Here is a 21,021-nt window from a genome sequence, read left to right as displayed (position 1 = left end):
ATGAAACGTTTCATCCTGCTCGACACCGCCCCTATTCCCGGCACCACCGATGCACTCTGCCTGTTTGAATACGGCGAGGACTTCGTCATCAAGATTCAGGGCGGCAAAGGCGGGCAGTTGATGAATACCCGCACCCACGGCTCGGAGGATGCGCTCGCAGCCATCCCGTGTCGCAACCTGAACAGCAAGCCCGGCGCGCGGGTACTGATTGGCGGCCTGGGTATGGGGTTTACTCTGGCCTCGGCGCTACAGCATCTTGGCCCTGATGCCGAGGCAATCGTAGCCGAGCTGGTGCCCGGGGTGATCGAGTGGAACAAGGGCGCGCTCGGCGCCAAGTCCGGCCATCCCCTTAACGATCCGCGCACCCGCGTAGCCAACCAGGATGTAGCCGAACTGCTAAAGGCCGAAACAAGCGGTTTTGATGCCATCATGCTGGATGTAGATAACGGCCCAGAAGGCCTGACCCAAAAATCCAACAGCTGGCTGTACTCACCTGGCGGGCTGGAAGCCTGCGCACGCGCGCTAAGACCCAAAGGCACCCTGGCGGTCTGGTCGGCCAGTGCCGACCGGGCCTTCTCGCAACGCCTCGCCAAGGCTGGTTTCAAGGCGCGTGAAGAGCAGGTATATGCGCACGGCAACAGCGGTACCCGCCACACTATCTGGATCGCGCAACGTAAATGACTTGCCGCCGATCAAGCGAATTAAATGGAGGAACATCTGATGAGCAATAGCAAACTGGAAGGCGTGCAAGTACGCCGCGAAGTCATGGGCGACGCCTTTGTTGATCGCGCGTTGAACAACGCCACCGAATTCAGCCAACCGTTACAGGAGTTCGTCAATGAGCACGCCTGGGGCGGCGTCTGGAACCGCGAAGGGCTGGACCGCAAAACACGCAGCCTGATCACCCTGGCCGCGCTAACCGCGCTCAAGTGCCCGCAAGAACTCAAAGGCCATGTACGCGGCGCGCTGAACAATGGCTGCACGGTTGAAGAAATCCGCGAAGCCCTGCTGCATTGTGCGGTCTATGCCGGCGTACCAGCAGCCATTGATGCCTTTCGCGCTGCGCAGGAAGTGATCGACAGCTACCAGAGCGCCTGACCTGCAATGGACATAAGCCTGGCACGAACCTTTCTGGAAATAGTGCGCAGCGGCAGTTTGATTGCCGCGTCCGAGCAATTGCACGTGACCCAGGCCGCAATCACAGCGCGGGTGCAGAGCCTGGAAAGCCAGCTCAACTGCACCCTTTTTGTGCGCAACCGCGCCGGCGCCAGACTAACCGCCGACGGCGAAGCCTTTGTTGCCTATGCAAATCAGATGGTACAGCTATGGGAGGCGGCGCAACGCGATCTTCCGCTGCTCAAGGGCTTCGATAACGTACTGCACGTGGGCGGTGAAACCAGCCTGCACAACCCGCTGATTCTGCATTGGGTACGCAAACTGCGTAGCCAAATAAGCAGCCACGCAATTCGCACCGAAGTGGGTGATGGCGCGGTCCTGCTACGCAAGCTCGAACAAGGCACGCTGGACGCCGCACTGGTATTTCAGCCGGCTTACTGGCCCGGCTTGCAGGTAGAAGAGCTATTGGAAGAAAAGCTGATTCAGGTTTACCTGCCGCAGAACCCGGAACCCTATATCTATATCGACTGGGGCGAAGGGTTCCGGCGCCAACATGACGCTGCGCTGCCCGACAAAGCCAAGGCAGAACTCAGTTTCAATCTCGGTCCACTGGCGCTGCAATACCTGCTGGAATGTGGCGGATCGGGCTACTTTCGCACGCGGGTAGTACAAAGCTATCTCGACAGCGGTGTATTACTACGCGTGCCAATGGCGCCGGAATTCAGCTTCCCTACTTATCTGGTTTACTCCCGCGAGCGCGACACCCCGGTCCTGCAACAGGCCATCGGCTTGCTGCGTGAAGCGGCAAGAGATAGCACCGATTGGTCACAGCGCTGGAATCCTGCGCTGTAGTCGCCATCCGGCTAATTCAGATGCATCAACAAATCCCGATGCAGCGCAGCAATCAGATCGGTTTGCGTAATCAGACCGACTAGCTGCCCTTGCTCAAGCACTGGCAGGCAATGCAGCCCTTGGCTCGACAGCATGGGCACCAGATCAACAATGTGGCAATGACGATCGACCGCCACCACGCGTGAACTCATAACCTCACTGAGCGGCGTTTTCTGGCCGCCGCCACGACGCAACAAGCGACGGCCACCCGCGCGGCCTGCGAAGTCAGACAGATCCACCAGGCTGACAATACCCACCAGTTTCAGCTCAGCATCCAGTACCGGCAGCACGCGCAGGCGGTGATGCTGCAACAACTGCAAGGCCTCGCGCACACTGGTCTCGGGCGTTGCCCAGCGCAAATCGCGGGACATGATATCGCCGGCCCGAATCTCGCCCATACTGCGGCGCAGCGCCGACCCCTCAGTTTTGCGGATAATCAGTGCCAGATCCTCGCGGGTGATATCTACAAACTCGCCAAACTCATCCAATGCCGCATCCATATCCGCATCGGTAATGCCCACTCGCAACTCTGGCGAGCGATCATTGGTGTGGTGCAGATCAATCGCTGGCGCCGGGCGTTTGGGATATGGCACGCCGGTCAGATTGTTATAGAGCAGCGCGCTGGCCAGCAACGCAAAAGCATTCAGCATGACCGGCAAGATCGCCATTTCACTCAGCGCCTGCAACGCCGGGCCAGCGAGGACCACACCGAGCGCGACCGCGCCGCCCGGCGGGTGCACGCAGCGCAGCACAAACATGCACACCAGTGTGACGCCCGTCGCCAGCGCCGCCATGTCCAATGTATGGCCGCCATAATGAGCAACCGCGGTAGCGACTACCGACGCCAAAAAATAGCTGCCCAGAATCGACCAAGGCTGCGCTAGGGCACCCGAGGGCACAGCGAATAATAAAATGGCAGAAGCGCCCAGCGGGCCAATCAACAGCAACGCAACGGACAGGCCGAATAACTGCTGGCACAGCCAAACGCTGAACAGAATACCCAGAGAAGCACCCACCGAGGCACGCAGCCATTCCCGTGGGCGGGTATTGGTCAGTGTGGGGATAATCCCGGTGAAACGACGCGATAAACTCAAAAACATATCACTCATGCAAGATTGCCAGACGCCTTAAGTAAAAGACCCTCAGGCTTGAAACAGGTCGCCGGAACGGCCTTGTGAATCGACTTGCGGCTCTTCAATAAACGGCAGCGCTGCTGCCTCTTCCAACTCACTGCCGACCAAGCGGCGCTGACTTAATGAAACCCCCAGCCAAAACACGGCGACAGCCAGTAGCAAGAGATAAAGGCTCACGCGCTAGCTCCCGCGTGGGTAGCGTCAACGGCTGAACGCTTAGGTGCGGCACGCAAGGTGCGCCATACGTTATAAGCCATCAACAACATGCCACTGGCAAACATACCGCCACCGATCAATCGCACAACATAGCCGGGGTGGCTGGCTTCCAACGCTTCGACAAACGAATAGGTGGCCGTGCCGTCGACGTTAACTGCGCGCCACATCAAGCCTTGGGTAATACCGTTGACCCACATCGCAACGATGTAGAGAACCGTGCCGATGGTAGCCAGCCAGAAGTGCGCGTTGATCAGCACGGTGCTGTACATCTGCTCGCGGCCCCACAGTTTAGGCACCATATGGTAGAGAGTGCCAATACTGATCATCGCCACCCAACCGAGCGCGCCGGCGTGGACGTGGCCGATGGTCCAATCGGTGTAATGCGATAACGCGTTCACCGTCTTGATAGCCATCATTGGACCTTCAAAAGTAGACATACCGTAGAACGCCAGCGCCACCACCAAGAAACGCAGAATCGGATCGGTGCGCAACTTATGCCAAGCACCCGAGAGCGTCATCATGCCGTTGATCATACCGCCCCAGCTGGGCGCCAACAGAATGATCGACATCACCATGCCCAGTGACTGGGCCCAGTCCGGCAGTGCGGTGTAATGCAGGTGATGCGGGCCAGCCCAGATATACAGGGAGATGATCGCCCAAAAGTGTACGATCGACAGTCGATACGAGTAGATGGGCCGTTCCGCCTGCTTGGGCACGAAGTAATACATCATGCCAAGAAAACCAACCGACAGAATGAAGCCCACCACACTGTGCCCGTACCACCACTGGATCATCGCGTCCGTGGCACCGGCATACACCGGATAGGATTGCAGCAGGCTGATAGGGACGGAAATGTGATTAACCACATGGACCAAGCCAGTCACCACTATAAAAGCGCCGTAGAACCAGTTACCAACATAGATGTGCGAAACTTTGCGCCTGGCAATGGTGGCGAAGAACAGGTAGCTATAGGCAACCCAGACCACGGTTACCCAGGTTGCAATCGGCCAGATCATTTCTGCGTATTCTTTGCTGGTGGTATAGCCCAGCGCATAGCTAATGATGATCGCCACAATGCTGGCCTGCCAGCCCCAGAATACAAAGCTGGCGAGCTTGTCGGATATCAGGCGCACGCGGCTAGTGCGTTGCACGACGTATAGCGACGTAGCGAACAAAGCGCCACCGCCAAAGGCAAAGATAACCAGATTGGTATGAATGGGGCGCAGGCGTCCAAAAGCGCTCCAGGGCTGGTTTAGCGTCAGTTCAGGCCAGACCAGCTGAGCAGCAAGTAACACGCCCATACCCATGCCCAAGACGCCCCAAACCAGTGTCATCAGAGTGAACTTGCGGACCACGTCGTAGTTATACAACGGCGCTATTGGATTGGCGGAGGTAGGTGTATTAAGGGTCATTAAGGATCCGTTTCACTCTGAAATTTATCGGGCAGAACTCAAGGCCGCGCTAGTCTGCCGACAAATTTAAGTAACAACAAATCAATAATAATTGAATTTAGATAAGATATTTTTAAATTAAAGAATGCAGACGAGATTGCCCGCCTGCGTAAATCCATAGCGCATGGTGTGTAGGTCAGGCGCTCATGTCTTCCAACGGTCCGAAGAACTCATAGCGCAGGTTGGCCGCAGGCACTCCCAGAGCCGGCAGCACTTGATAACAGTTACGCATAAAGGGCTTAGGGCCAAGGAAGTACACATCCAGATCACGCTCCGCCGGCAACAGCTGGTCCAGCTTGGCGGCATCAAAAAAACCGTGTGCCTGGTCCGCGTCCTGCGGCAGCGGGTTGCTGTAGGCGTAGCTCACTTTAAGGTTGCTGTACTGCTGCTTCAGCGCCTGAACTTGAGCGCGGAATGCGTGGTGTTCGCTGTTCAGCGCGGCATGCAGAAAGTGCACTTCACGACCGCTGTCCAATGCCGGTTTGAGCATACTTAAGGTCGGCGTAATGCCCACTCCGCCACTCAACAGCACCAGCGGACGCGTGTTGTCGTTCAGCACGAAATCGCCACTTGGCGCGGTCAACAACAGCTCATCGCCTTCATTCAGCTGGTCGTGCAGATGAGGTGAAACCACACCGCCGGTTTCGCGCTTTACGCTGATGCGCAGGTGCTGCTGGCCGGGGCAATCCGACAGTGAATAGTTGCGGCGTACGGTCTGCCCATCAATCTGCAGGATCAAGCAAACATACTGCCCCGGTTTGAACTCGGGTAGCGCGCCGCCGTCACTGGCCACCAGATAAAAAGACGTAATCACCTCGCTCTCACGTACCTTGCGCTGCAGGGTAAAACTACGCTCGCCGCGCCATCCACCGGGCATTTGCGCGTTCAACTGGTAGTTTTGCTCTTCAGCGCCAATCAACAGATCGGCCAGCTGACCGTAAGCTTCGCCCCAAGCGGCCAGCACCTCGTCGCTCGCCGCCTCACCGAGCACCTCCCGGATGGCCGCCAGCAGACACTCGCCGACAATCGGATAATGTTCCGGCTGAATGCCCAGCGACACGTGTTTTTGGACAATCAAAGAGACCGCGTCGCCGAGCACTTCCAGGCGATCCAGGTTGCTGGCGTAAGCAACGACGGCATTCGCCAGCGCCTGACGCTGCGTACCCTGTTGCTGATGCGCCTGATTGAAGTAGGCCTTCACTTGCGGATAACGCTCGAACATCAACGGGTAGAAGACGCCGGTAATATCAGTAGCGTGGATTTTGACCGCGGGCAGGGTAGCGGCAATGATGTCTTTGCTGTGTTGCGAGAGCATGGTGATTCCTCATGGCATTTGCTTACTCAAATACAGAGCACAGCGCGTGCCAAGCCAGAAACCAGCGTTTTTACTGGCCTTCAGCTCAGAATGAGTCATAATGACAACAGCAATACCGCTGTCTTTATGACTACATGGTGTCTTTATGACAACACCAAACACCGCTGACGTGTTTCTTGCCATCACCACCGACCTATCGCGCGAGCTACCGCCCCAGCAGCGACTGCAAAATCTACTGCAGGGGTTACGGCAAGTATTTCCCTGCGATGCAACTGCGCTGTTACAGCTGCGCGGCTCAGTACTGGTGCCGCTGGCCATTGATGGGCTTAGTACCGACACGCTGGGTCGCCGCTTCGAGGTGGAAGCGCAGCCTCGGTTAGCGAAAATTCTGCTCAGCCGTGAGCCGGTGCGCTTCCATGCCGACTCGCCCCTGCCTGACCCTTACGACGGCCTGGTGCAGGAGCGCCCGGGCGAGCTACACGTCCACGACTGCCTGGGCCTGTCGCTGTATGTCGATGATGCCCCTTGGGGTGTACTGACACTCGACGCCATGCAGCCCGGTGCCTTTGACCGTATCGACCCGCAGGATCTGCGCGCCTTTGCCCGTCTGACCGAGGCCACGGTAAAAATCGCTAACCTGATCAGCCGCCTGCAGGACCGCGCCGAACGGCATCAGCAAATGGCTCAGGCGGTAGTAGCCGACCTTGGCCAGCAGGAGTTAATCGGCCAGAGCGCGGCCATGCAACGTCTGCGCGGCGAGATCGACATGGTCGCGCAATCCGATTTGGCGGTGCTTATCACCGGCGAAACCGGTGTGGGCAAGGAGCTGATAGCCCGGCGCCTGCACGCTAGCTCGGCGCGCAGTGACTCACCACTGGTTTATGTTAACTGCGCAGCACTACCGGATAATTTAGTGGAAAGTGAATTGTTCGGCCATGTACGCGGTGCTTTCTCGGGCGCGGCACAAAAACGTGCGGGCAAGTTTGAACTGGCCAACGGCGGCACTCTGTTTCTCGACGAGATCGGTGAACTACCGCTAGCCCTGCAACCCAAGTTGCTACGCGCGCTGCAGAGCGGTGAAATACAGCGGGTGGGCAGTGATGCGCAGCATCAGGTGGACGTGCGCATCATCGCCGCGACCAATCGCGACCTGCACAAGGAAGTCGCGGCCGGGCATTTTCGCGCCGACCTTTATCACCGCCTGAGTGTGTATCCCATCGAGGCGCCCAGCTTGCGGACACGCGGCAAGGACGTATTGCTGTTGGCGGGTCACTTTCTTGAGCAGAATCGGCGGCGCATGGGCCTGCGCGGCTTGCGCTTAAGCGCTGATGCGCGGGAGGCGCTACTCAGCTACGACTGGCCGGGCAACGTGCGCGAACTAGAGCACCTAATCAGCCGCGCGGTGCTGCGCGCCCGTCTCACTCAGGATGACAGTCGCAAACTGCTGACTCTCAGCGCCGATATGCTGGATATCAGCGCGGCACCATCAGCCCCCATGATCACAACGGCTGATCACGAGCAGCCCGGCACCGCTGGGCTCAACCTGCGTCAAGCTACTGAGCAATTCCAGCGCAGCCGCATTGAAGCCGCGTTAGCGCAGCATCAAAACAACCAGGCACAGGCAGCACAGGCACTGGGGCTAGACCGCGGTAACTTCACGCGCCTGCGTAAACGCCTAGGGGTCTAACAAAAGTATAGCAGGTCAAGCGGCGAAGCGTTGTTCCAGATAGCTGTTGATCGCCTTTGATTCATACAGCCAAGTGGTCTGCTCACCCTCATCAATGCGTAGACAGGGCACCTGAATCTTGCCGCCCTGTTCCAGCAGCGCCTGACGTGCTTCCGGGTTGTGTTTGGCATCACGCAGGGCAATCGGCAGATTCAAGCGACGCAGCGTGCGACGGGTCTTCACGCAGAACGGACAGGCATTGAACTGATACAGGCTCAGTTGCGCAGCGGCCTGATCTACTTTGGCTTGCGCCTCTGCATCACGCTTCATCTTGCTTGGGCGGGTGATGAAACTCAGAAAAATAATTAGCTGGCCAAGGCCAACGCGGAGGGCTTTCAACAGCATGAATAAAGACTCTCTCATCAAGTGCACAGTTGGAAACAAACAGGCGCGCAGCTTACCGGATTCGGCGCACACAAGCCCGTCGAGCTGACGAGCGCGCCATACAAGGACGATTTCCGTTCGATTCAGTCCGCTTTGCTGCGGCATAATGGCCGCAACCCTGACAACTGCAGAGGCATACCTATGAAACCTGAAGACCTGCTCCTGCTGGTCAGCCGCGAGATGCCCTACGGCAAATACAAAGGACGCCTGTTCGCCGACCTACCCGGGCATTACCTCAACTGGTTTGCCCGTGAGGGCTTTCCCAATAGCGAAGTCGGCCGACTGCTGCAACTCATGCAAGAAATTGATCACAACGGCCTCAGCGCGCTGCTCGACCCACTGCGCAAGCCGCGCAGCTGAACGCAGGCCGATTGCCGGTCAGGCAATGCCGCCATTAGCGCGAAGAACCTGGCCGTTCACCCAGCCGCCCTGTGCACTAGCAAGAAAAGACACCACAGCAGCGATATCGTCGGGTTGCCCCAGCCGCTCCAAAGGCGACATGTGCGCCAGGCGCTGCACCATCTCTACGGTTTTGCCATCCAGAAACAGCTCGGTTTCCACTGGCCCTGGCGCGACCGCGTTAACCGTAATCTGTCGACCGCGCAGCTCCTTGGCCAATACCTGCGTCATCGCCTCAACTGCGGCCTTACTGGCGTTATAAACCGCATAACCCGGCATCTTCAAAGCCAGGGCCGAGCTCGACAGACTGATGATGCGCCCGCCATCATTCATCCGCTTGGTAGCTTCGCGCAGGCAACCAAAGACGCCCTGCACGTTCACCGCAAAAGTACGCTCGAACACCTCGTCTGGGGTATCGACCAATGGCATGGTTTGCATGATGCCAGCATTGTTAACCAGCACGTCTAACGAACCCAGCTGCTGTTCGCACTGCACAAAAAGCTCACGCACCTGCTCGGGTTGCGCCACGTCAGCCGGGATAGCCGTCACGCGGGCGCCACCGGCGCGTAACTCAGCGACCAGTTTTTCCGCTTCTGCAGCACTGTTAGCGTAATTGATCGCCACAGCGAAACCATCTGCCGCCAAACGCCGCGCAATCTCGGCGCCAATGCCACGAGAAGCTCCGGTGACCAACGCAACTTTTTGAGTTTCATTCGACATGTGCTTACCTCCAGCTGAGAACCAGTCCTTAGCATGCGCGTCGGGGGGGCTGAGTCAAATACACAAAGCTGCATAGACATGCGCGGAAACTCCGGCTTGCTGGCCAACCAAAAAGTCCTGCTGACCTGCTTGGCCGAAGACTTTAGGGAACCTACGTCCAGACCTTATGCTCTATGCTGGTAGTTCCTATGAAGCCGTGCGCATTTACCTTGCGGCAGCAACCACGGCATTACAGTAGCTATTCACTTAACTCCGGGAGTCACGACAATGGCGAAATTGCTGGTACTTTATCATTCCATGTACGGCCACGTTGAAACCATGGCGCAGGTGGTAGCCGAAGGTGCCAAGCAGGTGGACGGCGTTAGCGTCACCATCAAGCGAGTGCCGGAAACCATGCCGGATGAAGCCTTCAAGGCCGCTGGCGGCAAGACCGATCAAGCCGCCGACGTAGCCAGCCCGACCGAACTGGGCGATTACGATGGCATCATCTTTGGGGTGCCTACCCGCTTTGGCAACATGAGCGGGCAGATGCGCACTTTCCTCGATCAGACGGGTGCCTTGTGGGCCAAGGGCGCACTGCACGGCAAGGTCGCTAGTGTATTTGCTTCCACCGGCACGGGCGGTGGGCAGGAGATGACCATTACCTCCACTTGGACCACGCTAGCTCACCACGGCATGATTCTGCTGCCAATCGGCTATGGCACCGAAGAACTGTTCGATATCACTCAAAGCGCCGGCGGCACGCCTTACGGCGCGACCACCATTGCTGGCGGTGACGGCTCACGCCAGCCCGACGAGCGTGAAAAGACGATTGCCCGCTATCAGGGCAAGTACGTCGCAGAAACCGTGCTCAAGCTGACCTCCTGATCGACCGTGGGGCCGACCGCAGGGTCGGCGCCACATCCTCCGCCTCAATTCCTCCCTGCAAACAGTCACACTCAAAACAAGCGGGAGTCCCGCCAGCTCTATTGAATTACAATCAACATATAACTAGTATTACAACCGTAATTCAAAAGCGTGTTGACCTTTCTCCTGGAGCACCTGAAATGAGTACAGCGAATAACATGGGCACCGCATTGGTTACCGGGGCGTCTTCCGGTATCGGCGCCACCTACGCGGAGCGTCTCGCCGAACGCGGCTACAATCTGCTGCTGGTAGCCCGCGATGAGCAGCGACTGCAACGCTCGTCGCAACGGCTGCAGGAGCGTTTTGGCGTGACGGCTGAGGTGCTGATCGCTGATTTAAGCGAAGCAATCGAGATAGAGCGAGTAGCCCAGCGCCTGCGCCGTGATCACCAGATCAGCCTGCTAGTGAATAACGCCGGCGTCGCGCTCAGTGGTTCGATGGCAGAGTCCGACCGACACAGCATTGCCGCCCTGCTGCAATTGAATGTGCTGGCACTCACGCTGCTGTCGAGCGCTGCGGCCGTGAATTTCAGCATTGCTGGCCGAGGCGGCATTATCAATCTCGGTTCCGTGACGTCTCTGCTGCCAGAGAGGTTCAATGCGGTTTATGCTGCCAGCAAAGCCTATGTACTTAGCTTGACGCAAAGTCTGCACGCCGAGATTGGCGACCGGGGCGTCAGGGTACAGGCAGTATTGCCAGGCATGACGCGAACGGAGATATGGCAGCGCAGCGGAATGACGCTGGACTCGTCATTCGACCACATGATCATGGAAGCGGGCGATATGGTTGATGCGGCGCTACGCGGATTTGATGAGGGGGAGCTGGTGACCATTCCCTCGTTGCCCGACAGTGCCGACTGGCAAAACCTGCTGCAGGCACGCATGCAATTGGCACCCAACCTGTCGCACAAGCAACCCGCCGCTCGCTATGCCTGAAACGCAACAGCCCCGGCCGCGGTAACGACTGGGGCTGTCTAGGACAGACTGGCCGGCCGGCAGCGAATCAGTCCGCCGGGGCATCCACCAGTTTGATCAACTGCTCACGCGCGCAATTGAGCAACTCATCCGACAGGGCAGGGTCGGTTACGCTGCGTGACAGCATCAGGGCACCGACCATCGCCGATAGCACCATCACACTCTCTTGCGCAGCGTCCTCGCCCGACAGCTTGTCAGTGATGTTGGCCAGCCGATCCAGGATCAGCTGATCGGTAGTGGCGCTCGGTTGCCCTTTCTGACCCAGCTCGGCAGACACCGTCGGTAAGGGGCAGCCCTGACCGGGATTGGCCCGGTGCTCTGGCGACAGGTAAGTGGTGATGAGCTGCGACAAGGGTGCATCGGGGCCGGTCTTCAAGGACAGGGACGCTTTTAGCTGCATTGCAGCATGCTGTAGCGACTGCTCAACCAGATCATCCTTGGACTTGAAGTGCGCGTAAAAGCCGCCATGCGTTAGCCCCAACGACTTCATCAGCGGCTGTAGCCCGGTAGCGCCCACGCCATCGGCACGAAACCGCCGCGCCGCCTCGTCCAGAATCATCTGGTGCGTCTTGGCTTTGTGATCTTCTGAATAACGCATAACACTCCCCGCTTTAAATTCAGACCGTCATTCTATACCCATGCCAGGCTGAACGCAGCCTCAGACTTGACCACTGGTCGCGGCTGCTGGCTGCTGCTTCGCCTGGCTACGTGCGCCAAGCACCAGACTGCATAGCGCTGGTAAAAACAGTAGCGTAAGCAGAGTACCCATCAGCACACCGCCAATCAGTACAAAGGCCAATGAAGACCAGAATACCGAGAGCGTGAGCGGGATGAACGCCAGCGCGGCCGCCAACGCCGTCAGCACCACGGGGCGTGCGCGGCGCACCGTTGCCTCGACAACGGCCTCGTGCGTAGACATGCCATGGTCCTGATTCTGGCGAATCTGGTCGGTGAAGATCAGGGTGTTGCGCATCAGAATCCCACCAATGCCGATCAACGCCAGAATCGCATTAAAGCCAAACGGCTGATTGAAGATCAGCAGTGCCGGTACCGCGCCCACCAGCCCCAGAGGCGCGGTAGCGAAGACCATGAACATCACCCCGAATGAGCGCACCTGGAACATGATCACTACCAGCATCAGCAAAATCATCACCGGGAACAGCACTGCCAACGCCTTATTGGCAATCGCGCTTTCTTCTACCGGGCCGCCTATGGTGATTCGATAGCCCGGCGGCAACCCGGCAACCAGCTCTTCCAGGTCGGCATAGGCTGCCATCTCGGCATCGGGTGGCTGCACGCCGGCCACGATATCAGCCCGCACCTCAAAGGTCGGCTCACGATCACGACGGCGCAGAATCGGATCTTCCATCACTGGCACAAAGCGCCCTACCTGTTGCAGCGGAATCGAACGCCCGGCGTCATTGGTGACTGTCAGGTTCTCGATGTTTTGCAGATCCTCGCGTTGCGCATTGATAGCCCGGACCACGACCGACACCGTACGATTACCTTCGCGTACCTCGGTTATCGGATTACCCGACAGCAGAGCGTTAAGCTGGGTCTTGACCTGTGCGGGGGTAAAGCCCAGCAAACGCAAACGATCTTGATCAAGTTGCAGTCGGTAGCTGCTGGCCTTTTCGCCCCAATCGATAAAGGTATCGCGGGTCATGGCATTAGCCTCCACCCGCTCACGAACCTGCTCGGCAAGCTCGCGCAACGGCCCCAGTTCAGGACCACTGACGCGGAAGACGACCGGGAAAGGGACGGGCGGGCCGAATACCAGCTGAGTCACGCGTACCCGTGCGCCCGGAAACTCGCCAGCATCGACTCGCTTGCGCATGGCTGCCATTAGGGCATCACGCGTATCGGCGTCGGCCGTTTGCACCACAATCTTGGCGAAGGCCGGGTCCGGCAGCTCCGGGTTCAACGACAGGAAGAAGCGCGGCGGACCGCCGCCTACATAGGAGTCCACCAGGTCGGTTTCTGGCTCCTGCAGCAGCGCCTGCTCCAACTGATGAACCACCGCTTCGGTATTTTTGAAGGCGGTGCCAGGCGGCATATAGACCTCCAACATGACCTCCGAGCGATCTGAGTTGGGGAAAAACTGCTTATTCACTACCCCCATCGCCAACACGCAGCCAACAAAGGCCAACACGACAACGCCGGTCACCGACCAGCGCCAGCGAATGCAGCCTTCAACAACCGAGCGCAGCTTTGAATAGTAGGGACCGGCGTAGATCGCATCGTGCCCGCCGCTGACTGGCTTGATATTGGGCAGCATTTTCACCCCCAGATAGGGCGTGAATACCACAGCTACCAGCCAGGACGAAATAAGCGCAAAACCTACGATCCAGAAGATATTACCGGCATATTCGCCAGCGCCGGATTTGGCAAAACCGACCGGTAGAAAGCCGATGATGGTGACCAGCGTACCGGTCAGCATAGGTGCCGCCGTGGAGGACCAGGCAAAGGTCGCGGCGGAGATGCGATCCATGCCTTCTTCCAACTTCACCACCATCATCTCGATGGCAATGATGGCATCATCCACCAGCAGGCCCAACGAGAGAATCAAGGCGCCCAGCGTGATGCGATCGAACTCGCGGCCGGTCATCATCATGATGACGAAGACCATTGCCAATGTCAGCGGTACCGCCGCCACAACCACCAGGCCAACGCGGAAGCCGAGCGCCAGCAGACTGATCAACATGACCACACCCAGCGCGACGAAGAACTTGAGCATAAACTCATTCACCGCGCTACTGATCTTGCTGGCCTGATCCGACACCTTGGTAAACTGGATGCCGAGCGGCAGCTGTTCAGCCCAGCGCTGTTCTTCGGCCTGCAGCGACTCGTCCAACTCCAGCCCGTTGAAATGTTTTTCCATCACCACGCCGAGCATCAGCGCCGGCTCGCCCTGATGGCGAATGCGGTAGCTGGGCGGATCTTCGTAACCCTGCTTTACCTTCGCAACATCGGCCATGCGCAGTACCCGGCCATTGGCGACCACGGGTACGTTTTCAATCTGTTCAATACTGTCAAAAGCGCCATCGAGTCGAATATAGGTACGCGGGCCCGCGGTCTCGACCGAGCCGGACGGCGATACAGCATTTTGCCGCGCCAGCGCGGAAAAGATCTGATCAGGAGTCAGCCCCAGAGTAGCCAGGCGCTGATAGGAAAACTCAACAAAAATACGCTGCGACTGCTCACCCAGAATATTGGCCTTCTTCACGCCCGGCAGACTCAGGAAACTCTGGCGCATTTGCTCCGCCAATTGCACTAGCTGACGATGCGGCAAATCGCTGGCCTCTAGGGCATAGAGCGCAAAGTAAACGTCATTGTATTCGTCGTTGAAAAAGGGCCCTGCGACGCCGCTGGGCAAATTGGCTGCCTCGTCGCCCAGTTTCTTGCGCGCCTGATAAAACAGCTCCGGCACCATAGCTGGGGGGGTGGAGTTGAGAAACTGCAGTTTCATCGCCACAAAGCCTGGCTGCGCGGTGGTTTCTACCCGGTCGTAATAAGCCAGCTCCTGCAGACGTTTTTCCAGCCGATCGGCAACCTGCTCCTGCATTTCACGTGCGGTTGCACCAGGCCAGGCTGCTGTGATGGTCATTACCTTGACCGTAAAGGAAGGGTCCTCGGCACGGCCCAGCTTGTCGAAGGCAAAGAGCCCCGAGAGCAAAATCGCGATCAGCAGAAATAACGTCACAGCCGGATTACGTACCGCCATAGCGGATAAATTGAAGCCCCCCATGCTCATCGTTCCCTTGCTGCAGAATCGGCTGCCCAGGACGCAGCCGGCAACAGTCGCACGGCATCCCCTTCATGCAGCAGGTGCGCACCCAAGGCGACAATGCGCTGACCCTCGCTAAGCCCCTCGGATAGCAAGGCGTATTCCTGACCAAGGCTGGCCACCTTCACGGGCGTAAAGTTCACCTGTGATTCATCATTAATGACCCAGACTCCAGTGCCCGCACCACGGTCATAAAGCGCACCCAAAGGCACACGCGTTAAGGCGTTTGCGGCAGTGTCGTCCAGATGAATACTGATGGTTGCACCAATCGCCAGGGGCGTTTCACCGTCTTCCAGCACGTAACGGGCACGATAGGTGCGAGTAACCGGATCAGCTGACGCAGATAGCTCTCGCAGTTTTGCTGGAATGACCGTATCGGGATCGCCAAACAACTGCGCTGCCGCCGTATGATCGGCAAGGTGGCGCTGAGTTTCCGGGATATTGATAACCGCCTCACGCGCGCCGCTGTGCGCCAATTTGGCCACGACCTGTCCGGCGGCAACCACCTGCCCGCTATCAACCATCACATCAGTGATAACACCATCAGCGCCGGCGGTCAGCGTAGAGTAGCCACGCTGATTCTCTATCTGCGCCGCATCGGCCCGTGCCGATGCCATATTGGCTTGCGCGACCCGCAGCGCAGTGACGGCTTCATCAAAAGCCTGGCGCGGGATTGCGCCGCTCTCAACCAGTTCGCTATAACGCTTTTCGTCATCGCGGGCCTGCTGCAGCGTTGCCTGGGCCGAACGCACCCGATTATTGGCTGCACGCAGTGCCAGCTCAAAGTCGTCTACATCCAGCACCAGCAGAACATCGCCCTCGCTGACCCGCTCTCCCGGATCAACTCGCCGCTCAATGACCTTGCCCGCCACGCGAAAACCCAGTTCACTCTCGGTACGCGCGGCCACCACGCCGGTAAAGGTAGCGCCGCGGCTAGCGGCAGGGTGTACTTCAGTGGCTAGTACCATACGCGGTGGCGCGGTATCGACAGTCGCAGCGCCGGCTTGATCTTCTTTTTTGCAAGCGACCACCGCAAGCAGTAAACACGTCAGCAACAGGGTTTTTCCTGCAGACATCCTGAACTCTCCCTAGCGGGGCCCCGAGGGCCCGACATTATTTTAATTATTCGCCTACGGCTTCGAGCAGAGTGGCAACACCCTGACCACCGGCAATACATTGCGTGGCAATCGCATAGCGCCCGCCGGTGCGCTGCAATAGTGCAGCGGCCTTACCGGTAATACGCGCGCCGGTAGCCCCCAAGGGATGACCCAACGCCAGCGCACCGCCATCCAGATTGACGCGCTCCAGCGGCATATCCAACTCACGCAGACAGGCAATGGATTGGCTGGAGAACGCTTCATTTATTTCCATCAGGTCGACATCATTGATGCTCAGCCCCGCGCGATCAAGCACTTTACGCGTTGCCTCTACCGGCCCCATGCCCATAATTTCCGGCGCACAGCCGCCCACAGCGACGGCTTTTATACGCGCCAGCATAGGCAGTCCGTGCTGGCGGGCAAACGCTTCAGTGCACACCAGCACCGCTGCGCTGCCGTCGGTAAGCGGTGATGCCGTGCCGGCAGTGACCAGGCCGCCAAAGGCTGGCTTGAGCTGCGCCAGCGATTCCAGATTGGTGCCGGGGCGGATACAACCATCCTCTGTCACTACGCCATCGGGCGTATGCACCGGGATTATCTCCTCTGCCAGCAAACCCGCCGCGCGCGCCTTGGCAGCTTTTGCATGGGATAACACGGCGAACTCATCCTGTTCTTCACGGCTGACAGCAAAACGCCGCGCTACCTCTTCTGCGGTATGCCCCATGGCCATGTAGACCTCGGGGTAGCTCTGCAACAGCTCCGGGTTGGCGGAGGGGTTGAAGCCGCCCATCGGCACACGCGTCATGGACTCCACCCCCGCAGCAATGAAGGCCTCACCTGCGCCCAGCATAATCTGCCCGGCGGCAAAATGAATGGCCGTCATGGAGGAGCCACAGAAGCGGTTAACCGTGACGCCGCCAAGGGTTTCCGGGAAGCCAGCGCGAAAGCTGGCGATGCGCGCAATATTGGCGCCCTGTTCGGCTTCGGGATAGGCGCAGCCCATAATCACGTCTTCCAGCAGTGCCGGGTTAAGGTCCAGGCGTGAGACCAGTCCGGCGAGTACCTGCGCAGCAAGGTCATCCGGGCGCAGGTTAATCAAACTGCCCTTACGGGCGAACTGGAAAGGAGAACGGGCGTAACCGGCAATGACAATAGATTTCATGGCGTCGATCCTGAATAGCAAAGAAAAGTGATGACACCTTTAAATGATAACCATAATTTAAATGCTTGCATAGAATTACACTTGTAATTTTATTTAACGTACAACATCCGCAAGGAGCGCAGGCTGGTTATGGAGCTGTTACGGCAAGACTGCCTCAGGCAGGAAAGCTGATCCGAACCAGTAAACCGCCCGCCGCGCCCTCGTGCAGACTGCCCACCGATCTCGGTCTGCTAGCCTGGCTTATGCCACTAGGCGGACTTGCGGCGCTGCTGCTGCGCCGACTGCGCCAGCCCAACCCGTGGATGCTGGGGCCATTGATGGCCTGCGCTGGCGCTGGCGTATTGCTGGATATCAATATCGCCCTACCCACCGGCGCCAGTTACGTTGGCCAATGGCTGATCGGCAGTACTTTGGGCTGCCACTTCGACCGCGCTTTCTTTCGCAAGGCACCCGCGTTCTTACTGCGGGTATTACTCTTCACCCTACTTGCCATGCTGGTCGCCGCCGGCGCCGCCACACTACTAAGCACCCTGGGCGACGTTGACCGTGTCAGCCTGATGCTGGGTATGATGCCCGGCGGTATAACCGAGCTGTGCCTGACCGCTGAGGCGCTGCAGCTGTCCGTCGCTATCGTGACCGCCTTGCAGGTGTTGCGCCTGTTTCTGGTGATGTTTCTGGCTGAGCCGTTGTTCGTGTTGTGGCAGAGATTCAGCCCGGAAAGATAACTTGATCGTTCCCACGCTCCGCGTAGGAATGGCGCTCAGGTCGCTCCGCGTCCGGCTCGGTTGCCGACCAGAGGCAATCGAACCAGGGCGAGTAACTTGAGATCCCGCTTTACTCAGTAGACTGATCAGTCTATAAATAATGACATGAACAACTCAGATACCCGCACCAGACTGATAAATACCATGCAAAGGTCGCTGCAACGCAACGGCCTGCACGGTACCGGACTGACCGAGCTACTAAGCCTGGCCAAAGCACCCAAAGGCAGTCTTTACCATCACTTTCCGGGCGGCAAGGAAGAGCTGGCAATGGCAGCCATCGCGCAGACTGCCGATCAGCTGGAGCGCTTTTTCAGCCGCTTGTTCAGCGAACATGCCGACCCGCTGGACGCGGTCGCGCACTGGATCCAAAGCGCCCTGCGGCGTATTGAAGCTAGCGAGTTCAGCCTGGGTTGCCCCTTGGCCGCAGCGGCGCTGGACAGTGGCCCTGAAGATCTCGATCTACGCCTGGCGGTAAACAACGCCTTCAATCGCATACACCGCCAGTTTACCGCGCACATCAGCGCCGCCGGCTACCCCTCCGATTACAGCGAAGACCTCTCAGCACTGCTGTTTTCCAGCTATGAGGGGGGCCTGATCATGGCCCGCGCAGCAGGCGATACTCTGCCTCTGGAGCGTGCTTTTCGCGCCCTGCTGGGGCAGGTTCGATTGCAACAAAAGGCTTTTCACCATGAACTCTGAGACTATCGCCAGCCAGGCCTTAACCCTAACCGCCGCCGACGGCTACCCACTGAGCGCCACCTTGTATCCAGCCAGTCAGCCCATTGGCCAACTGCTGGTCGGCAGCGCCACCGGCGTACCGCAGGGCTTTTATCGAAGATTTGCCGAGTACGCTGCCAGCCGGGGCTACAGCACCCTGACACTGGATTATCGCGGCATCGGTGGCTCAGCACCGGCCAGCCTGCGTGGTTTTGACATGGATTACCTCGACTGGGCCGAGCTGGACCTGGCAGCGGGCGTCGATTACCTGAAAGGCGGCGACCTGCCACTCTACATGGTCGGCCACTCGTTCGGCGGCCACGCCTTTGGCCTGCTGCCCAACCACAGCGCCATCGGCGGTCTCTATACCTTTGGCACCGGTGCCGGCTGGCATGGCTGGATGCCCCGCAGCGAACAGTTACGCGTGCTGCTGATGTGGCGCGTCATCGGCCCGCTGATCGTGCGCAGCAAGGGCTATTTGGCCTGGCGCAAACTGGGGATGGGCGAAGACCTGCCCAAGGGCGTCTACCAGAAGTGGAAACGCTGGTGCCGCTTTCCGCGCTATTTCTTTGAAGACCCGCACATGCCTGGACTGGAAGCGCGCTTTGGCGAGGTTACCACGCCGCTGACCGCAGTCAGTGCCACGGATGACCTCTGGGCCTCACCAGCCTCAAGAGACGCCTTCATGTCGGCGTATCGCAGCGCCGATTACCAGGCCATCACCATTGACCCAACCAGCCGTAAGCTCAAACCGCTAGGCCACATGGGATACTTTCGCCCGCACGCCCAGCCACTTTGGCAAGATGCGCTGGACTGGTTCGATCAACTTAATACAGCTAAAAAATCAACCTAAACAGCAGCAAGGAAAAGACATGAACCCTAAAGAAATGAGCGGCTTGCAAATCATGCAAGCCGTCGCGAGCGGTGAATTACCCTTTGCACCAATAGCCAAAACCGTGCCTATGGAATTCGAGACAGCTGAAGAGGGTCGCGTCGTCTTTAAAGCCACCGCCAACGAAAGCCATACCAACCCCATGGGCGGCGTGCACGGCGGTTTTGCCGCTACCGTAATGGATTCGGTCACTGGCTGCGCAGCGCACACCATGCTGGAAGCCGGGGTGGGCTACGGCACCATCGAGCTGAACGTGAAGATGTGCAAACCGGTGCCCTTCAACAAGACGCTGATCGCTGAAGGCAAGGTGATCAACAAAACGCGTCGATTGATTATTTCGGAAGGTTATCTGCGCGACGAGACCGGTTCGCTATATGCCTACGCGACGGCGACCAATATGATTGTCAGCTAGTAGCTATCAGCGGCAAGCTAAGACTAGCGCTTAGCTGCTGGCTTCACCCTATTTTTCACCGCGGGTGGAAAAGCAAAAAGGGGCGCTCAGTGAGCGCCCCTTTTGCAGCAATAACAGGTGTTATCGACTCAGTTGCCGGGTAATACCCTGAGCAGGGTCAGCAGCTCTTTTGCCACTTTCTCTGATGAGCCCGGGTTCTGACCGGTTACCAGCAGGCCATCGACCAGCACGTATTCGCTCCAGTCTTCGCCCTTGCTGTAAACGCCGCCTTTTTCCTTCAGCGCATCTTCCAGCATGAAGGGCACTACGTCGCTCAAACCTACCGCATCTTCCTCGGAGTTGGAGAAGCCGGTCACGCGCTTGGCGCCGACCAGGTACTCGCCGTCCTTACCTTTGGCGTTCAGCAGCGCAGCCGGCGAATGGCAGACAGCGCCAATCGGCTTGTCGGCCTTGGCGAAGGCTTCAATCAGCGCCAGCGAAGTGGCGTCGGTATGCAGATCCCACATCGGGCCGTGGCCGCCCGGGTAGAATATGGCATCGAAGTCACTGGCGGAGATGGCCGACAATGCGTGGGTGCTGGCCAGCTGCGACTGGGCTTCCATATCGGCGGCAAACCGCTCGGTCGCAGGCGTCTGCGCGTCCGGCTGAGCACTGGTGGGGTCCAGCGGTGGTTGACCCCCATGGGGTGAGGCCAAGGTCACTTCCAGACCGGCGTCTTTAAGCACGTAATAGGGCGCCGCGAACTCTTCCAGCCAGAAGCCGGTTTTCTTGCCCGTGTCGCCAAGCTTGTCGTGCGAGGTAAGAACCATGAGAATCTTCATATTGCCTCTCTTATCTATGCGAAAGTGGCGGCTGCGATGCGCTATTTGCGCCGAACAGCATGAATACACTGTAAATCCGGCAGCTAAAATAGCGTTTCGTTCAGTTTTTTTAGTACGCCCAACCCGACAGGAGCATCA

21 protein-coding genes and 1 pseudogene are annotated in these 21,021 nt (G+C 58.4%); 11 read left to right on the top strand and 11 right to left on the bottom strand.

Features of this window, described 5'->3' with window-relative positions; genetic code table 11:
* Genes H4J77_RS11125 through H4J77_RS11115 form a run of 3 tightly spaced genes read left to right on the top strand, consistent with a single transcriptional unit; the run spans position 1 to position 1,968 of the window.
* Entirely contained in the window at positions 1-681 is a 681-nt protein-coding gene (locus H4J77_RS11125) for a spermidine synthase (RefSeq protein ID WP_182248451.1), read from the top strand.
* Between the two features lie 39 nt (positions 682-720).
* Positions 721-1,098, top strand: coding sequence for a carboxymuconolactone decarboxylase family protein (locus H4J77_RS11120; protein WP_182248449.1), 378 nt, complete (start codon positions 721-723; stop codon positions 1,096-1,098).
* Positions 1,099-1,104: 6 nt separating this feature from the next.
* On the top strand, positions 1,105-1,968 hold the full coding sequence (locus H4J77_RS11115; protein WP_182248447.1) for a LysR family transcriptional regulator: 864 nt from the start codon (positions 1,105-1,107) through the stop codon (positions 1,966-1,968).
* A gap of 11 nt (positions 1,969-1,979) precedes the next feature.
* Here the strand turns inward: H4J77_RS11115 and H4J77_RS11110 are convergent, their stop codons facing one another.
* The 4 genes from H4J77_RS11110 to hmpA form a co-directional block, all read right to left on the bottom strand.
* Complete coding sequence (locus H4J77_RS11110; RefSeq protein WP_259364815.1) at positions 1,980-3,116, bottom strand: HPP family protein; 1,137 nt, start codon at positions 3,114-3,116, stop codon at positions 1,980-1,982.
* A gap of 33 nt (positions 3,117-3,149) precedes the next feature.
* Positions 3,150-3,317, bottom strand: coding sequence for a hypothetical protein (locus tag H4J77_RS11105; RefSeq protein WP_182248445.1), 168 nt, complete (start codon positions 3,315-3,317; stop codon positions 3,150-3,152).
* Positions 3,314-4,768 (bottom strand): cytochrome-c oxidase, cbb3-type subunit I, encoded by a 1,455-nt coding sequence (gene ccoN / locus H4J77_RS11100; protein WP_182248443.1) that lies wholly within the window; start codon positions 4,766-4,768, stop codon positions 3,314-3,316. Before ccoN ends, H4J77_RS11105 begins: the two co-directional genes overlap by 4 nt.
* A 175-nt stretch (positions 4,769-4,943) precedes the next feature.
* Positions 4,944-6,122, bottom strand: coding sequence for an NO-inducible flavohemoprotein (gene hmpA, locus H4J77_RS11095; protein WP_182248427.1), 1,179 nt, complete (start codon positions 6,120-6,122; stop codon positions 4,944-4,946).
* 145 nt (positions 6,123-6,267) lie between these two features.
* Here hmpA and norR point away from each other — a divergent pair, with 145 nt between their 5' ends.
* Positions 6,268-7,809, top strand: a complete 1,542-nt coding sequence (norR, locus tag H4J77_RS11090) for a nitric oxide reductase transcriptional regulator NorR (protein ID WP_182248425.1) — start codon at positions 6,268-6,270, stop codon at positions 7,807-7,809.
* 15 nt (positions 7,810-7,824) lie between these two features.
* On the opposite strand, the gene H4J77_RS11085 is transcribed toward norR, so the two are convergent.
* The gene (locus tag H4J77_RS11085) at positions 7,825-8,193 is read right to left on the bottom strand and encodes a glutaredoxin (RefSeq protein ID WP_182248423.1); all 369 of its coding nucleotides are present in this window, start codon (positions 8,191-8,193) and stop codon (positions 7,825-7,827) included.
* A 180-nt stretch (positions 8,194-8,373) separates the two neighbouring features.
* Here H4J77_RS11085 and H4J77_RS11080 point away from each other — a divergent pair, with 180 nt between their 5' ends.
* Positions 8,374-8,592, top strand: a complete 219-nt coding sequence (locus H4J77_RS11080) for a DUF3820 family protein (RefSeq protein ID WP_182248421.1) — start codon at positions 8,374-8,376, stop codon at positions 8,590-8,592.
* An 18-nt stretch (positions 8,593-8,610) separates the two neighbouring features.
* On the opposite strand, the gene H4J77_RS11075 is transcribed toward H4J77_RS11080, so the two are convergent.
* Positions 8,611-9,351, bottom strand: a complete 741-nt coding sequence (locus H4J77_RS11075; protein ID WP_182248419.1) for an SDR family oxidoreductase — start codon at positions 9,349-9,351, stop codon at positions 8,611-8,613.
* Between the two features lie 267 nt (positions 9,352-9,618).
* Here H4J77_RS11075 and wrbA point away from each other — a divergent pair, with 267 nt between their 5' ends.
* Positions 9,619-10,218: an NAD(P)H:quinone oxidoreductase gene (gene wrbA / locus H4J77_RS11070; protein ID WP_182248417.1), complete on the top strand. Its 600-nt coding sequence runs from the start codon at positions 9,619-9,621 to the stop codon at positions 10,216-10,218.
* 179 nt (positions 10,219-10,397) lie between these two features.
* Positions 10,398-11,192, top strand: a complete 795-nt coding sequence (locus H4J77_RS11065; RefSeq protein ID WP_182248415.1) for an SDR family oxidoreductase — start codon at positions 10,398-10,400, stop codon at positions 11,190-11,192.
* A gap of 67 nt (positions 11,193-11,259) precedes the next feature.
* Here the strand turns inward: H4J77_RS11065 and H4J77_RS11060 are convergent, their stop codons facing one another.
* From H4J77_RS11060 to H4J77_RS11045, 4 genes are read right to left on the bottom strand one after another with little or no spacing between them, the layout of a single operon-like run.
* Entirely contained in the window at positions 11,260-11,829 is a 570-nt protein-coding gene (locus H4J77_RS11060) for a TetR/AcrR family transcriptional regulator (protein ID WP_182248413.1), read from the bottom strand.
* A gap of 60 nt (positions 11,830-11,889) precedes the next feature.
* On the bottom strand, positions 11,890-14,979 hold the full coding sequence (locus H4J77_RS11055) for an efflux RND transporter permease subunit (protein ID WP_182248411.1): 3,090 nt from the start codon (positions 14,977-14,979) through the stop codon (positions 11,890-11,892).
* Between the two features lie 2 nt (positions 14,980-14,981).
* Positions 14,982-16,094, bottom strand: coding sequence for an efflux RND transporter periplasmic adaptor subunit (locus H4J77_RS11050; RefSeq protein ID WP_182248410.1), 1,113 nt, complete (start codon positions 16,092-16,094; stop codon positions 14,982-14,984).
* Positions 16,095-16,140: 46 nt separating this feature from the next.
* Positions 16,141-17,277: a thiolase family protein gene (locus H4J77_RS11045; protein WP_182248409.1), complete on the bottom strand. Its 1,137-nt coding sequence runs from the start codon at positions 17,275-17,277 to the stop codon at positions 16,141-16,143.
* A gap of 179 nt (positions 17,278-17,456) precedes the next feature.
* Between H4J77_RS11045 and H4J77_RS11040 the strand changes: the two are divergent.
* The 4 genes and pseudogenes from H4J77_RS11040 to H4J77_RS11025 form a co-directional block, all read left to right on the top strand.
* Positions 17,457-18,002 (top strand): annotated as a pseudogene (locus H4J77_RS11040) (AbrB family transcriptional regulator); the annotation flags it as partial.
* Between the two features lie 183 nt (positions 18,003-18,185).
* Entirely contained in the window at positions 18,186-18,740 is a 555-nt protein-coding gene (locus H4J77_RS11035; RefSeq protein WP_259364814.1) for a TetR/AcrR family transcriptional regulator, read from the top strand.
* Positions 18,730-19,611 (top strand): alpha/beta fold hydrolase, encoded by an 882-nt coding sequence (locus H4J77_RS11030; protein ID WP_182248406.1) that lies wholly within the window; start codon positions 18,730-18,732, stop codon positions 19,609-19,611. Before H4J77_RS11035 ends, H4J77_RS11030 begins: the two co-directional genes overlap by 11 nt.
* A gap of 19 nt (positions 19,612-19,630) precedes the next feature.
* Complete coding sequence (locus H4J77_RS11025) at positions 19,631-20,062, top strand: PaaI family thioesterase (RefSeq protein WP_182248404.1); 432 nt, start codon at positions 19,631-19,633, stop codon at positions 20,060-20,062.
* 128 nt (positions 20,063-20,190) lie between these two features.
* Here the strand turns inward: H4J77_RS11025 and H4J77_RS11020 are convergent, their stop codons facing one another.
* Entirely contained in the window at positions 20,191-20,883 is a 693-nt protein-coding gene (locus H4J77_RS11020) for a type 1 glutamine amidotransferase domain-containing protein (RefSeq protein ID WP_182248402.1), read from the bottom strand.
* Between the last annotated feature and the right edge of the window lie 138 nt (positions 20,884-21,021).

This window comes from Pseudomonas sp. 5Ae-yellow (assembly GCF_014077575.1).
GTDB classification, from domain to species: Bacteria; Pseudomonadota; Gammaproteobacteria; order Pseudomonadales; family Pseudomonadaceae; genus Halopseudomonas; species Halopseudomonas neustonica.
This window is presented reverse-complemented; position numbering and strand designations above follow the sequence as displayed.

What these genes read in the sequence shown, in the direction of transcription:
- wrbA (WP_182248417.1), top strand. Translation starts at nt 9,619, where the DNA reads ATGGCGAAATTGCTGGTACTTTATCATTCCATGTACGGCCACGTTGAA.
- norR (WP_182248425.1), top strand. Translation starts at nt 6,268, where the DNA reads ATGACAACACCAAACACCGCTGACGTGTTTCTTGCCATCACCACCGAC.
- H4J77_RS11045 (WP_182248409.1), bottom strand. Translation starts at nt 17,277, where the DNA reads ATGAAATCTATTGTCATTGCCGGTTACGCCCGTTCTCCTTTCCAGTTC.
- H4J77_RS11085 (WP_182248423.1), bottom strand. Translation starts at nt 8,193, where the DNA reads ATGCTGTTGAAAGCCCTCCGCGTTGGCCTTGGCCAGCTAATTATTTTT.
- H4J77_RS11080 (WP_182248421.1), top strand. Translation starts at nt 8,374, where the DNA reads ATGAAACCTGAAGACCTGCTCCTGCTGGTCAGCCGCGAGATGCCCTAC.
- H4J77_RS11065 (WP_182248415.1), top strand. Translation starts at nt 10,398, where the DNA reads ATGAGTACAGCGAATAACATGGGCACCGCATTGGTTACCGGGGCGTCT.
- H4J77_RS11115 (WP_182248447.1), top strand. Translation starts at nt 1,105, where the DNA reads ATGGACATAAGCCTGGCACGAACCTTTCTGGAAATAGTGCGCAGCGGC.
- H4J77_RS11055 (WP_182248411.1), bottom strand. Translation starts at nt 14,979, where the DNA reads ATGGGGGGCTTCAATTTATCCGCTATGGCGGTACGTAATCCGGCTGTG.
- H4J77_RS11120 (WP_182248449.1), top strand. Translation starts at nt 721, where the DNA reads ATGAGCAATAGCAAACTGGAAGGCGTGCAAGTACGCCGCGAAGTCATG.
- hmpA (WP_182248427.1), bottom strand. Translation starts at nt 6,122, where the DNA reads ATGCTCTCGCAACACAGCAAAGACATCATTGCCGCTACCCTGCCCGCG.
- ccoN (WP_182248443.1), bottom strand. Translation starts at nt 4,768, where the DNA reads ATGACCCTTAATACACCTACCTCCGCCAATCCAATAGCGCCGTTGTAT.
- H4J77_RS11075 (WP_182248419.1), bottom strand. Translation starts at nt 9,351, where the DNA reads ATGTCGAATGAAACTCAAAAAGTTGCGTTGGTCACCGGAGCTTCTCGT.
- H4J77_RS11060 (WP_182248413.1), bottom strand. Translation starts at nt 11,829, where the DNA reads ATGCGTTATTCAGAAGATCACAAAGCCAAGACGCACCAGATGATTCTG.
- H4J77_RS11050 (WP_182248410.1), bottom strand. Translation starts at nt 16,094, where the DNA reads ATGTCTGCAGGAAAAACCCTGTTGCTGACGTGTTTACTGCTTGCGGTG.
- H4J77_RS11025 (WP_182248404.1), top strand. Translation starts at nt 19,631, where the DNA reads ATGAACCCTAAAGAAATGAGCGGCTTGCAAATCATGCAAGCCGTCGCG.
- H4J77_RS11030 (WP_182248406.1), top strand. Translation starts at nt 18,730, where the DNA reads ATGAACTCTGAGACTATCGCCAGCCAGGCCTTAACCCTAACCGCCGCC.
- H4J77_RS11110 (WP_259364815.1), bottom strand. Translation starts at nt 3,116, where the DNA reads ATGAGTGATATGTTTTTGAGTTTATCGCGTCGTTTCACCGGGATTATC.
- H4J77_RS11020 (WP_182248402.1), bottom strand. Translation starts at nt 20,883, where the DNA reads ATGAAGATTCTCATGGTTCTTACCTCGCACGACAAGCTTGGCGACACG.
- H4J77_RS11035 (WP_259364814.1), top strand. Translation starts at nt 18,186, where the DNA reads ATGCAAAGGTCGCTGCAACGCAACGGCCTGCACGGTACCGGACTGACC.
- H4J77_RS11125 (WP_182248451.1), top strand. Translation starts at nt 1, where the DNA reads ATGAAACGTTTCATCCTGCTCGACACCGCCCCTATTCCCGGCACCACC.